The sequence below is a fragment of the Flavobacteriaceae bacterium GSB9 genome (genome assembly GCA_022749295.1).
GTDB lineage: Bacteria > Bacteroidota > Bacteroidia > Flavobacteriales > Flavobacteriaceae > Flavisericum.
Genome location: CP062007.1, coordinates 1785776 through 1799390, shown reverse-complemented (window position 1 = coordinate 1799390; position 13615 = coordinate 1785776). Strand labels below are relative to the sequence as shown.

Below are 13615 nucleotides of genomic sequence, written 5' to 3'. Positions count from 1 at the left end.
TTTAAAACAGACAGTTCTTCCAATTGATTGGAAAATAAAAAAAATTCTATTTATATGTGGTTTTTTGGGCTAATGCTTTTGGTTCAAACTTAAAAGTTCATCCATGTAGCATCTAGTATTTGATAGTCTTGGTATTTTATGTTGGCCACCTAGTTTATTGTTTTGTTTTAACCAATCGTAAAACAGGTTTTTGCGCGCAAGATTAATTTTAGGCTTGTTTAAAGTTATGTTATTATAACGCTTGGCTTCGTAATCAGAGTTTAGAGCTTTTAACGCATTGTCAAACAGTTCGTTAAAATAGTTGATGTCTTTTGGAGGTGTTTTAAATTCGATTAACCATTCGTGTGCTCCCTTTTCTTTGCCAAGCATAAAAATAGGCGCTGCGGTAAAATCTACAATTTCAGCCTTGGTACGTTTGCAAACTTTTTTAAGTGCAGCTTCTGCGTTTTCAATAATTAGTTCTTCACCAAAAACATTAATATGGTGCTTTGTTCGACCAGAAACTTTTATCCGGTACGGGTTTAGTGATGTAAACCTAATGGTGTCGCCAATTTTATAGCGCCATAAGCCTGCGTTTGTAGTAATGATTACGGCGTAATTTTGGCCAAGTTGTACTTCGCTAAGCGGAATGGCCTTTTCTTCTAAAGTTCCATAAACGTTCATGGGGATAAATTCATAAAAGATGCCGTAATCCAACATAAGCAAAAGTTCGTTGGAATTGTTTTGGTCTTGTATGGCAAAAAAACCTTCCGAAGCATTATAAATTTCGTAATATCGAAATGATTTTTTTGGTAGTATCTTTTTGTATTGGTCTTTATAAGGAATAAAGCTAACCCCGCCGTGAAAATAGACTTCCAGATTTGGCCAAACTTCAAGGATGCTTTCTTTTCCTGTGGTTTCCAAAACATTGTTTAATAAAACCAACATCCAAGATGGTACACCAGCCAAACTGGTTACTTTTTCATTTATCGTTTCGTTTACAATAGCTTGCATTTTATGTTCCCAGTCACTCATTAAAGATACTTTATTGCTGGGCGTACTGCTAAATTCTGCCCAAAAGGGCATGTTGTCAATTAAAATAGCCGACAAATCGCCAAATACTGTACCGTTTTCTTTGTAAAGTTCTTTGCTGCCTCCAAGCCTTAGGCTTTTACCTGTAAACAATTGCGAATCTTCGTTATTGTTCAAATACATACAAAGCAAATCTTTACTGGCGGCGTAGTGGCAATCTTCCAACGATTCTTCGCTTACCGGAATAAACTTGCTTTTGGCACGTGTAGTGCCACTAGATTTGGCAAACCATTTAATGGGTGTGGGCCAAAAAATATTGTTCTCGCCCCTCCGGCTACGTTCAATATCTTCTTGCCAACCGTCGTAGTTTTTTATGGGAACGCGTTCTGCGAAAGTTCGATAATTTTTTATTGAGCCAAAATCGTAAGTCTTGCCAAACTCTGTGTTTTTGGCTTTGTTGATAAGGCTTAATAGCAATTCGTTTTGTACTTCATTGGGGTATTTTAAAAACAGTTCAATTTGATGGAAACGTTTTTTTAAAAACCAAGAAGCAATGGAATTTACTATGGGTATTGGCATTTTTAAATTATCTTTAAGATTTTAAAAATAATACTTTTTTTTATGACCTACCAAGGTGTTTTAACAAAAATGGAAACAGAGTTTGCAAGCCCCATTCAATACTATTTGGTGTTTGAAAACGACTTTATAAGCTTAAACCAATTGCTTGATAAAACCATTGGTTTGCAATTTGTTAAATATCAGTGTTTAAACTGTAGTTTGAATAAGCCCATTTACCGACAAGGATTTTGTAAAAGTTGTTTTTTCGATGTGCCGCAGGCAGCGGATTGGGTAATGCGTCCAGAATTGAGTACAGCGCATTTAGGCAAGGAAGATCGCGATTTGGAATATGAAAAAAAAGTGCAGTTGCAACCCCATATTGTGTATTTGGCAAATTCGAGTAACGTAAAAGTGGGGGTGACTCGAAAAAGCCAAGTGCCAACACGCTGGATAGACCAAGGAGCCCATGAGGCCATTGAAATAGTTGAAGCACCCAATCGCTACTTGGCAGGTATAACGGAGGTAGCTTTAAAAGGGCATGTAAGCGATAAAACCAATTGGCGTACCATGTTGAAGAACGAGATAAAAGACGAAAATTTAGTGGAGTGGCGTGAAAAATTAAAAGGTTTTGTGCCCGATGAAGCCCAAGAATATTTTATTGAAAGTAACCGTGAAACCAATTTAGAGTTTCCAGTGTTGAAATACCCCGAAAAGCCCAAAAGTTTAAATATTAAAAAAGAAAAGGAATATTCAGGAAAACTGGTGGGAGTAAAGGGACAATACCTCATTTTTGAAGATAACACCGTTTTTAATGTGCGCGCAAATGAAGGGTTGGTGGTTAATATTTTAGTGACGTAAAGAGACTAATTTATATGAGGCTTAAAACAGGAAAATTAGTCTTGGTTTTGCTTTTTGCATTTATTTTACAAACTGCATATTCTGGAGCACAACCCACGGGAATTAAGTTTGTGAGAAATAAAGATAAATCGGTTACATTTTCGTATTATAAGAATACGCCGGGCAGCGTTTTTGTTGTTTTTAAGTTAACCAATTTAAAGAATACAACCGAAGGTGTTATTAAAACCTCTGTTTATGGCCATGGGGGCCGGTTAACAACGCTTTATCCAACATATAAAAACGAAAGGATAAGCTTTTCTTATTCGCCGAAAACCGTCAAAACCTTTTGGGGCGATATCGATGCCAAACCGGATTTAGAATTTAAATATATTTTGCCATTAAAATCAACTTCAACAGTAGAGGTGGTAGATTTAGATTGGAAGTTTAACAAAGAGCCTAGGCCCAATTACAAAGGGCGGGTGTGGTATGAGTTCGAGGCGCTTCCAAACGATACCGTATTAGCTGTTAGAAAAGGGGTGGTTGTCAGTTTAAAAAAAGGAGAAAGGCTAATCAATTTGAAAACGCAGGGATTAAAAAAAACCCAGAGTTCAATTATTATAGAGCATGAAGACGGAACAATGGCAAAATATAAGTTTTTGATGTTCGATGAATTTAAGGTTGGTTTAGGAGAGGTTGTTTGTCCTTCAACACCTTTGGGTTTAGTTGGCGTTAACGCTAATCAACAAAAGGGCCAATTACATTTTTCAATAGGTTACCTTAAAAAAAGTGCAAAGGACATTGATTATTTTAAAGACAAATACAAAGGCGAACATGTTATCTATGATATTTTTAACTATGTAAATGCATGGTTTTATGTTAATGACAATCAAGTGCTAAAGCTGGAGACAGATAAAAGCTATTACACATTTTATAACGACGAAATTGTAACTTTTGAAATGACCAAGCGAGAAAAAAAGCGATGGAGGAAACGGAAGTTGCTTATTGAATAATAAGTAGTTTTAACAAATTGATAAGAAGTTTTCTGGTAATTTATCATTAAATTATAAATAAAAAAATGAAAATTCCAGTTATGTTTTTTGTTGGGTTGGCCACTTTTTTACTTGTGATGTTGACCGTTATGGTGAGTCTGGATATGCCCTTCGGAATGGTATTTTACACAATGTGCTTCGGGCAGTTGATGGTTTTAGTCATGGTGTACAAAGTACTTAAAGATGATTACAGTACAGACAAAACTTTCGATGATTTCTATGAAGATAGACCTATTAATCGATTAAAATAAAATGCCCTATCTTAAGTAAAAGACAAGGCATTTTGGTGTTATATTTCTTCTTGGTCCCTTAAGCTTTGAATATAAGCCGCTTTCTGGATTTCGCGACGTCTTTTAACCGAAGGTTTAGTGAAAAACTGATTTTCCCTTAGGTTTTGCATCACTTTAATATTGCGGTGTTTACGTTTGTAGCGTTTTAAGGCACGCTCTATGTTTTCGCCATCTTTTACAATAATTTTTAACATATATCGATTTTAGTTTATTTAATGACTTAGGTTTATCCTAAATACGTTTTTAATACTTTGCTTTTAGAGGTGTGTCGCAATCTGCGAATCCCTTTTTCTTTTATTTGCCTTACGCGCTCTCTGGTCAATCCAAAGGCATCGCCTATTTCCTGTAGGCTCATAGGGTGTTTTTTGCTTATCCCGTAATAGTGTCTAATAACTTCAGCTTCTTTTTCAGATAAGGTATCTAAAGCACGGTTAACCTCAACATTCAAAGAATCTTGAATTAAATCTGAATCGGGGCTCGGCATCTCTTCCGTTTTTACCACATCGTACAAACTGAAATCTTCGCCATCCTTTAATGGTGCATCCATAGATACATGACGGCCCGAAATTTTCATCGATTGCTTAACATTACTTTCCGTAAGGTCTAAATTGTTGGCAATTTCATGGGCGCTTGGCGCTCTTTCGTGTGTTTGTTCTAAATGCGAATAAGCCTTGTTGATTTTATTTATAGATCCAATTTTGTTCAAAGGTAATCTAACTATTCGAGATTGTTCGGCTAAAGCTTGAAGAATTGCTTGACGAATCCACCAAACAGCATAGGAAATAAATTTAAAACCACGGGTTTCGTCGAAGCGTTTGGCTGCTTTTACCAGTCCAGCATTGCCTTCGTTGATTAAATCGGGCAATTTTAAACCTTGGTTTTGGTATTGTTTTGAGACGGAAACAACAAAACGTAAATTAGCGGTTGTAAGCTTGTCCAATGCTTTTTGGTCTCCTTTTTTAATGCGTTGTGCTAATTCTACCTCCTCCTCGGCGGTAATTAATGGTATTTTGCTTATGTCTTGAAGGTATTTGTCTAAGGATTTCGATTCGCGATTGGTAACTTGTTTTGTTATTTTTAATTGCCTCATGTACTGCGTGTATGTTTATTATAGTTATATATAGTATAACATAAACGATTTAACCAAAAATCCTAATAAATTGACGATTTTATTTTCAAAAAGGCTATTTTTTAATAAAAATTAACTATATTTTAAGGTTTTTGGACTATAATTGAAAAAAACTGGAAAATAATGGTTTCCATTTTTGAGCATAAACTGTCATTAAGAGAAGTTCCGATAATTATCGGGACAACGAAGTAATCTATTAAATAGAGTTCGTAAGCAAACAGATTGCGTCAGTCGTGCCTCCTTCGCAACGACATAAAGTATTGCGGATAGTCTGAATTATTCTTTAAACCAGCTAGAGTATGTAATGTAGTTGTTGGCGATACGGTCTATTTCGCCCGAAATGAGTTCTTCGCTTATGTCTTTTATTTTTTTTGCGGGCACACCTGCATAAATACTGCCGGCTTTAACGATGGTGTTTTGCGGTACTACGGCTCCTGCTGCAATGATGCTGTTGCTTTCTACCACACAACCATCCATGATTATACTGCCCATGCCCACCAAAACGTTGTCTTTTATTGTACAACCATGAACCAAAGCATTGTGGCCAATAGATACATTGTTGCCAATGGTGGTGCCGTATTTTTGATACGTGCAGTGTATTACCGCACCGTCTTGAATGTTTACTTTGTTGCCTATCTTTATAAAATTAACATCGCCCCGAACCACGGCATTAAACCACACGCTGCATTGGTCTCCCATGGAAACATAGCCTACAATAGTGGCGTTTTCGGCAATAAAACAATTTTTAGGTATTTGCGGTGTGGCTCCGTTTACTGATTTTATTATTGGCATAGCTTGTTTTGTGAATAAATTACGTTCTGTAAATATAAAGTAAACCATTTACTTTTCATTATTTTGCTTCATAATGAATGCACCTAACAAATTTTATATTGCCTTGGGCAGTAACAAGGGAGATAAGTTTGCAAACTTGCAAAAAGCCATTGATACTATTTACACAGAAATTGGTCATGTTTCTAAAATTTCAAGGGTTTACAAATCGCCTGCGTTGGGTTTTGATAGTGATGATTTTTTAAACTGTTGTTTGGAATTGTACAGTCGGTTTGGTCCTCAAGAAACTCTTGGAAAGTTGTTGGGTATTGAAACCCAGATGGGAAGAATTCGAGCTGAAGGAGTTGGCTACGAAGCGCGTTCCATAGATTTGGATATTATTTTTGCCGAAGATTTTATAGTTAATACCGAAAGCCTTCAGGTACCACACCCCGAAATGGAAAAAAGACGTTTTGTGCTGATGCCGCTTAACGATATTGCCGAAAAAGTGAAGCATCCAATTTCGCAGAAAATAGTAGCTGTTTTATTGGAAGAATGCGAAGACCAATCGGAATTAGTTCCTATAAATATATGGCTTAAAAACCCAAGTAAAACTTTCAGCTTTTCAAACTATAATTACATCGCTATTGAAGGTAATATTGGTGCGGGGAAAACCAGTTTGGCTAACAAAATAGCAAACGATTTTAATGCCAAGCTTATCCTAGAGCGCTTTGCAGATAACCCATTCTTACCTAAATTTTACGAAGATGCCAACCGTTATGCTTTTGCTCTGGAAATGTCTTTTCTGGCTGATCGCTATCAGCAAATAAGCGACGATTTGGCCCAACTTGACTTGTTCAAGGATTTTATTGTGAGTGATTATGATGTGTTTAAATCGCTAATTTTTTCGAAAATTACTTTACAGGAAGATGAATTTATGCTGTACCGGAAGTTATTCAATTTGATGTACAAAGATTTAAAAACGCCAGATCTATACGTATATCTCTATCAAAATACCGAAAGGTTACAGGAAAATATAAAGAAGCGCGGACGCGAATACGAACAAAATATTGCCAACGAGTATCTGGAAAAAATAAACTCGGGCTATTTGGAGTTCTTAAAATCGCAGACCGACTTTAACGTGAAAATCATTGACGTTTCTGAAAAAGATTTTGTCGAATCGAGAGCCGATTATCTGTGGGTTTTGGGCGAGATTTGTGGAGCGCAATAATTGTGACCTTGTTTTGGTTATCTTCCACCACTTAATATTTTTAATGGTTCGTATTTCTTAGTAATTAAAAACAGAAGGAAAACCACAACAATGGCCAGTGCAATTTGCGTGACAATATTAAGGATGGGGTCATCGACAAGTAGGTTTATAATCGGGTAGCTTATTACCATTATTGGTGAATGGTATAGATGTAATAAATACGAAAATCTTCCTGTATTATAAAACTTAAATTTGAGGTCAATCAATAAAAGAAAAAACAATAAAGCCGAAGGGAATTTCAAATATTTAAAAAACCAAACCCAAACGAGAAGTGTGCAGGCTATAGTGCCTATCAGTAAAAACCTTTTGCTTAGTTTAGGTTTAAATTTTGCATAAGTACAACCAACTAAAAAAAGAAATGCGACATCCATTCTTAAAATAAGTGTGCCGAAAGCTAAAACAGGTATCAATACAAATAACGTTTTAAATTCTTTTTGGGTGAACAGGGCAATGATGCAAAAAATCATAAAAATATCCCTAATAAAGTAAGTGGGAGGGTTTATGGGTGGACTATTTAAAGCAAAGATGCCTTCTGAGATTAATGAAAAACCCATTGATAGGCGGTTAAGTGCATTATGTCCAAATACATAATTAAAAATCAAAACTAAGGCCAGAACGGCAACATTGGCTATCAAGAACGGAATAGCCAAACTCTTAATTTTTTTTTTGAAATAAGTGATCTTTCTTTTTTGAAACGGTGTAGTAAAGATAGCCCGATATTATAGAAAGAATGGCGGTGCCATACGTAGGAAGTTGCTCAATAATAAAATATGCGACGCCTGCACCCAAACTATTTCTTGTGTGTGTGAATGTAATCATTATAACGGCAAGGAGTCGAATTAATTCAATGCTCGGGTTCATTTCAAATCTTTCCTTGGTTGTATGATTGATGCAGAAGTTTTTAAGAAAGAGCCAAATTTAATGGTTTTGTTTTTGTTAATCAAAGAAAAACATGTTGCGGATTACAATTACACTAATAAATGTTATGATTAGCGATGTTTTTGAAAAACTTTATAAAACCCACAAGCTGATTATTTGTGGGTTTTTTATGTGAAATTTGTGAGGGTAAATTGTTGTGAAATGCTACGGCATATTTCGCTTAGAGCAGTATTTAAAGACTTTTCAAAAAAAAGTATTGCACTTTAGAACATACATACATTACCTTTTTATTGCGCCCGAAGTATCACCTTCCATCAAGTCAATTACGTTTTCTAGTGAAACTAAATTTACATCTCCAGGAACAGTATGTTTTAGTGCGCAGGCCGCTGTAGCAAAGTTCAAGGCCTGTAAATCATCATCATAATGTAACAACCCATAAATAAGGCCAGAAGCAAAGGCGTCTCCGGTGCCTACACGGTCGATTACATGGGTTATGTTTAATAATTCAGCCTTAATATACTCTTTGCCATTCCATATTTTTCCTTGTATTTGTTGGTGTGATGCACTGATAGATCTTCTTGTTTTTTTTGCTACTTTTTGAATTCTAGGAAAGGTATCCATTAATCTTTCAGCGCAAGTTTGAAATTTGTCATCTGAGGTGCATAGCCCAAACATCTCTCGAATTCCACGGCTACTTGTAATTACAATATCGCAATTTTTAACTAGGTTTGGCATAACATCTTGCATGGATTTTCCGTAGTTCCACATGTTATCTCTAGAATTAATATCGCCAGATACTGTAATGCCCATTTTATTGGCGGTTTTTATGGCTTCTAAACAGCTCATCGCTGCTCCTTCAGAAATGGCAGGGGTAATACCTGTCCAATGAAACCAATCGGCATCTTTTAGCACGTCTTCCCAGTTTATCATTGAAGGTTCTATTAAAGAAAACGCGGAGCCTGCTCTTTCGTAAATAACTTCACTAGGCCGGTGCACTGCACCTTTTTCAAGAAAATATTTACCCATCATTTTGTCACCATAAATAACATGCTCTGTGCTAAGCCAGTGTTTGCGTAAAAATTGTGTGGCTGCTTTTCCGAGAGCATTATCTGGGAATCGGGTTGCATGTGCTGCTTTCATGCCAAGATAAGCGCACGAAATGGCTACATTGGCCTCGCCGCCACCGTAAACCAGTTCTAAAGAATTGGCTTGTGCAAATTTTGAGTATCCCGGTGGGGATAAACGCATCATAACTTCTCCAAATGTGATTAGTTTTTTTGCCATATTTAAGTTTAGTTTTAGTGTTTTTGTGTAAAATGATTTGCGAGTAGCATACCCTGGTAAGCATAAATTTAATAAAAAGGATTTAAAACTCTAAAATGGAATATAGGCATGGCGAAACTGATAACTAAATCCTTTATATTTTTTGATTAGTTTAAGGGGCCAAATTTTGAAGTAAAAGTTAATCATTTCGAAAAATTATAGCCTATACCAAAAAGAATGGGGTGCGAGAAAGTTTCATGTCTGTATTCACTTTTTAGCATTAAGCCTTTATAAAGATCTATTTCTAAGCCTATACCGTATAAGAAATCTACTCCAAAGTTTTTTTGAAATCCTTTATCCAAATTAAGCCTATTGTCGCTGCTATCTCTATTTAGGTAACTAAAGTTTGGCCCAACAAACAAATAAGGGCGAATATTCTTGCTTAATAAATTTTGTTGAAATTGTAAAGGCACGGAAATCAACGATTGTTCAATGCTAAACCCCTCTTTGGAGTATTCGTAGTTAAAATAATTAACCCCTAAATTTACCGAGATGCTACGGCTTATTTTGGGGTTGTATATTCTGTACATGGCTTGGTAATAGAATTCTTGTTCGTATTTTCCGGTTCCTACGCCAGCCATAGCGATAAAGTATTTAATTGTTTTTTCTTTATATCGAACGTCTCTACTTTCATAACCTTTTAGTGTATTGAATTTGGTTACGGTTTCAATAAAATCACTTTCTTTGAATGAAACTTTAGTATTTGTTTCCGTTAGCATATTTTCTGTAACTAAATTTAATATGCCATAGTAATTATATCTAGTGATTTTTGAATCCCCTGTTTGCAGCTTGTCTTCCTGTAAAGCAAAATTTTCATTGGTTTTAGAAATGATGTAAAAGTTAGAAGATTTATAAACGCTTTTGTATAATGCTGTTTTACCTTCTAGAATCAAGTTGGCAAAAACAGAAATTTCTATTTGGTTGTTGTTTATTTTAACTTTCAATAGATCGAATATCTTCCCTGTTTCTGTTCTAAATGATTTTACATCAGAAGTACTGTAAATAGTGCATTCTTCCTTTTGCTGGTTTATTGTAAAGCAAACATGGGTAGACAATCCTTTGAGGTCATCTGTTTTAATGTAGCCGTGAAGGGTGTCGTTGTTGGTTTTTACAACAAATCCTTTTTCATATGAGTCACTTAGTTGGGCGTGTGCAAAGTAGGTGAGTAGGCAAATAGATAGGTAGAATAATTTTTTTAACATAGTTGCGTTGGATTTATTTAAAACCAAAGTAGAAAATAAACCCTTTAGATTGATTATAAACTGTAAGAAAATAAACTAACGACTTAAGAAAATTGATTCTTCGCTATAAAATAAGGTTAAGTTATAGTTGCTAATGGCTAAAAAAGTGTTAATCTGTTTTTTGCCGTATTGAAAGCAATACTCCAAATAGCTCTTATTTGGTTTTCGGTATAGCCCATAGCCAAATCATTTGGGTAAAGTTTTAAAATTTTTTCAGCTACTCTAGGCATAATGTCGTTCTTAGAGCCGTGGCACTGCAAGGACGTACTGTTCGCAACGAATGGGTAATATTATTCGATTTTACAATCTTGAAACAAAATATCGCTTGGTTTTTCCAATTTAGCGCCATTTATATTGAAATTTACCTTTTCAAAACGGATATTGTTACTGCCCAGAACATCAATGACCGAATCGGGTGTTTTGATGCTACTGTTTTTAACCGTTACGTTTTTAGCATCGTGAATAATGGCCAGGTTGCTGCAGTTGGCATCAACATTATCTATGGTTAAATTGGTAAGAGGGGATTCGGGAATGCCGTAAATTTTTAAAAAGTGGGTGCCATTTTCAATAATAATATTACTAATGGAGATGTCGCGGTAAAACGGCGTTAATGCATTTATCTCGCGCGCGGGCAAACGTTCGGCCAGTTCGCCAACATAGGCCGGGGTGCCCAGCATGTCCCATTTTATACAGGTGGCCTCTAGGTTCATTCGTATTCTGTCATAATACAAATGTTCGCCACCACCACCTCGAGGTCTTCGGGTTTTAAAACGAATACCAACTACGGTGCCTTCAAACACGCAATCGTGAACGTAAAGATTTTTGATGGTTCCTGCTGTTTCGCTTCCGCAGGTAATACCGCCGTGGCCTTTTTGGGCCAAACAGTTTCTAACTACCACATTTTCGGTGGGTTTGTTAACTTTCAATCCGTCTTCTCCACGACCCGATTTCATGGTAAAACAATCGTCTCCCGTATTTAGCGTGCAGTATTCGATAAGCACATTTTTTGAAGATTCTACATCAATACCATCGCCACGCGGAATACCATACGAATTTACATAGACGCCGCGAATAATAACATTGTCGCAGTACGTAGGTACAATGTTCCAAAAGGCTGTGTTTTCTAATGAAACCCCTTCGATGTAAACATTTTTGCAATTTATGGGTGAAATAAATTTAGGAGGGAAAATCCAATCTTCTTTAGAACCATCGTGAATACGTTCTTCGGCAGGTTTCGATAAATCGACTAAACTTTCAATGGGTTGGGTGTACGAGCGTTCTTTGATTTCGCCGTCAAACGGACCAATCAATTTTCCTTTTCCGGTAATGGCTATATTTTCTTGTCCGTTAGCATAAATACAAGAACCCAACGCCATGACTTCCAAACTTTCAACACGGGTAAAAACAACGGGTAGGTAATCTTTTATATCGGTGCTAAAACGCAGGGTTGCACCTTCTTCGATATGTAAATTCACGTTGCTTTTTAGCGAAATACGTCCTGTGTACCATTCGCCTTTAGGGATAATGACTGTTCCGCCACCAGTTTCTGTAAGGCTATCTATGGCATTTTGTACCAAATTGGTTATTAGTGTGCTTTTATTTTCCGGAAGTCTGTCTTCTAAATTTATGTTGGTATCAGGAAATGTTGGCTTTTTGAAATTAGGCATGTTAAACGGCACCGAAACAGGGGCAATTGTATCGGGCATAACCAAGTGGCCAACCTCTTCTTTAGTGGGTATGTCGCTTAATTGAGAGTAATCGGCGCCAATGGGAGGAGCTTGTTTGCAGCTAAAAGTTATTGTTAAGATAATCAATGCAATGGAAAGTCTCATAGTTCTAGTGTCGGTTTATGATACGTAAAAGTATAGGATTTATTTTAACAACGATCCAAGTTTTGTTCGTTGTTTTTTCTTATAATAGGGGCTTAGTGTTTAAAAAACACTGTACAATGTGGTAACTATTTTGCCTTTGTTGTTTTCTAAATGGTGTTGGTCGAGGCACTCTTCTTCTTTAACATTAAAATTAAAAGGTGGTTCTAAAATATTAACACCACTATGGTGTTTTGTACGATTGCCTTGCCCGGAAATAATGTCGACATTGGGCGTAAAATGACCTAAAGGAATGTGCTCTGTTAAAATGATGTATTTAAATGAAGTCAATTTTTTTAAGATATTTTGAATTTCAGAGTTGGACAAATGTTGAAGTACTTGTCTTAAAATGATACAATCAGCTTGCGGAATATCGTCTTTTGAAATATCGAGACAATAGAACTCTAAGTTATTAGCGTGAAAACGTTTTTTATTATGTTCAATCAGTTTTTCTACAATATCGACGGCTATATATTTTTGGGAATATGGCGTTAGGTGTTGCCCGATATTAAAATCGCCGCAGCCCAAATCGCAAACAGTCAAAGGGAACTCAAAAGATTTTAAAAAGGAAATTACGGAGTTTAAATACGGATTAACAATATTAGACTCATGTGAGCCTGCGCCAGAATAAAAGTCGAAATCGGTGCCGCCCCAAAGGTGTTTGTCGTAAATCTGCTCCATTACTGCTTTGGTTGGCCAAGGTGTTTTTGTTCTTTTTGTCACTTACTGTTTAATTTCAGAAAGTTTACTAAAAACATCCCAAACCACAACACCGCAGCTCACCGAGATATTCAACGAGTGTTTGCTGCCAAATTGAGGTATTTCTATAACCTGGTCACTTGCAGACACTACATTTTGTGCAACGCCTTTTACTTCGTTACCAAAAACCAAAGCATATTTGGTGTTGCCTACAACTTTAAAATCGCTAAGCATGGTGGCATTTTCGGCTTGTTCGATGGAACAAATTTTTACACCTTCTGCTTTTAATTTTTCTATAGCCTTTAAAGTTTCTTCGGTATATTCCCAATCAACGGTTTCGGTGCTGCCAAGTGCTGTTTTGTGTATGTCTTTGTGGGGCGGTTTCGCGGTAATGCCGCATAGGTAAATTTTTTCAATTAAAAATGCGTCACTTGTTCTAAAAACCGACCCAATGTTGTTAAGGCTTCTAATGTTATCCAACACAATAATAATGGGTGTTTTTTTTGCATTTTTAAAGTCGTCGATACTCAATCGGTCTAATTCGCTGTTTTTCAGTTTTCGCATAATTACTAAGTTCTCCATTATTGCAAAGACAAAAGACGAAGCAACCTGTTCTTTTTAGCTCTGGATAGAAAGATTGCTTTATAGTGTTCGCAATGAGTTACATTGTTGAAATCTTAAAATAATTGTAGA

General features: G+C 36.2%; 15 protein-coding genes. 4 read left to right on the top strand and 11 right to left on the bottom strand.

The window, feature by feature from the left end; genetic code table 11:
• Positions 1–69: 69 nt before the first annotated feature.
• Complete coding sequence (locus GSB9_01553; GenBank protein UKM64993.1) at positions 70–1590, bottom strand: GH3 auxin-responsive promoter family protein; 1521 nt, start codon at positions 1588–1590, stop codon at positions 70–72.
• A gap of 42 nt (positions 1591–1632) precedes the next feature.
• On the opposite strand from GSB9_01553, the gene GSB9_01552 reads away from it, so the two are divergent.
• From GSB9_01552 to GSB9_01550, 3 genes are all read left to right on the top strand, one after another.
• Positions 1633–2427 carry a DUF2797 domain-containing protein gene (locus GSB9_01552; protein ID UKM64992.1) on the top strand — a complete coding sequence of 265 codons (795 nt, stop codon included), beginning with the start codon at positions 1633–1635 and terminating at the stop codon, positions 2425–2427.
• 14 nt (positions 2428–2441) lie between these two features.
• Positions 2442–3416: a M23 family metallopeptidase gene (locus GSB9_01551; GenBank protein ID UKM64991.1), complete on the top strand. Its 975-nt coding sequence runs from the start codon at positions 2442–2444 to the stop codon at positions 3414–3416.
• A gap of 65 nt (positions 3417–3481) precedes the next feature.
• Positions 3482–3706, top strand: a complete 225-nt coding sequence (locus tag GSB9_01550) for a hypothetical protein (GenBank protein UKM64990.1) — start codon at positions 3482–3484, stop codon at positions 3704–3706.
• A gap of 38 nt (positions 3707–3744) precedes the next feature.
• Here GSB9_01550 and rpsU read toward each other — a convergent pair whose 3' ends face one another.
• From rpsU to GSB9_01547, 3 genes are all read right to left on the bottom strand, one after another.
• Positions 3745–3939 carry a 30S ribosomal protein S21 gene (rpsU, locus tag GSB9_01549; GenBank protein UKM64989.1) on the bottom strand — a complete coding sequence of 65 codons (195 nt, stop codon included), beginning with the start codon at positions 3937–3939 and terminating at the stop codon, positions 3745–3747.
• Positions 3940–3971: 32 nt separating this feature from the next.
• The gene (locus GSB9_01548) at positions 3972–4835 is read right to left on the bottom strand and encodes an RNA polymerase sigma factor RpoD/SigA (protein ID UKM64988.1); all 864 of its coding nucleotides are present in this window, start codon (positions 4833–4835) and stop codon (positions 3972–3974) included.
• A gap of 315 nt (positions 4836–5150) precedes the next feature.
• On the bottom strand, positions 5151–5666 hold the full coding sequence (locus tag GSB9_01547; protein ID UKM64987.2) for a gamma carbonic anhydrase family protein: 516 nt from the start codon (positions 5664–5666) through the stop codon (positions 5151–5153).
• Between the two features lie 73 nt (positions 5667–5739).
• Here GSB9_01547 and folK point away from each other — a divergent pair, with 73 nt between their 5' ends.
• On the top strand, positions 5740–6873 hold the full coding sequence (folK, locus tag GSB9_01546) for a 2-amino-4-hydroxy-6-hydroxymethyldihydropteridine diphosphokinase (GenBank protein ID UKM64986.1): 1134 nt from the start codon (positions 5740–5742) through the stop codon (positions 6871–6873).
• Between the two features lie 17 nt (positions 6874–6890).
• On the opposite strand, the gene GSB9_01545 is transcribed toward folK, so the two are convergent.
• The 7 genes from GSB9_01545 to GSB9_01539 all read right to left on the bottom strand — a co-directional run bounded on the left by GSB9_01545 (position 6891) and on the right by GSB9_01539 (position 13486).
• Complete coding sequence (locus GSB9_01545; GenBank protein UKM64985.1) at positions 6891–7562, bottom strand: hypothetical protein; 672 nt, start codon at positions 7560–7562, stop codon at positions 6891–6893.
• 508 nt (positions 7563–8070) lie between these two features.
• Complete coding sequence (locus GSB9_01543) at positions 8071–9075, bottom strand: sugar kinase (GenBank protein UKM64983.1); 1005 nt, start codon at positions 9073–9075, stop codon at positions 8071–8073.
• Between the two features lie 182 nt (positions 9076–9257).
• On the bottom strand, positions 9258–10316 hold the full coding sequence (locus tag GSB9_01542; protein UKM64982.1) for a porin family protein: 1059 nt from the start codon (positions 10314–10316) through the stop codon (positions 9258–9260).
• A 137-nt stretch (positions 10317–10453) separates the two neighbouring features.
• Positions 10454–10585 (bottom strand): DUF3365 domain-containing protein, encoded by a 132-nt coding sequence (locus GSB9_03300; protein ID UOR30064.1) that lies wholly within the window; start codon positions 10583–10585, stop codon positions 10454–10456.
• 60 nt (positions 10586–10645) lie between these two features.
• Complete coding sequence (locus GSB9_01541; GenBank protein ID UKM64981.1) at positions 10646–12187, bottom strand: glycoside hydrolase family 28 protein; 1542 nt, start codon at positions 12185–12187, stop codon at positions 10646–10648.
• A gap of 99 nt (positions 12188–12286) precedes the next feature.
• Complete coding sequence (locus GSB9_01540; GenBank protein ID UKM64980.1) at positions 12287–12946, bottom strand: class I SAM-dependent methyltransferase; 660 nt, start codon at positions 12944–12946, stop codon at positions 12287–12289.
• Positions 12947–13486: an RNA methyltransferase gene (locus GSB9_01539; GenBank protein UKM64979.2), complete on the bottom strand. Its 540-nt coding sequence runs from the start codon at positions 13484–13486 to the stop codon at positions 12947–12949. It abuts the gene before it with no gap.
• Positions 13487–13615: the final 129 nt, after the last annotated feature.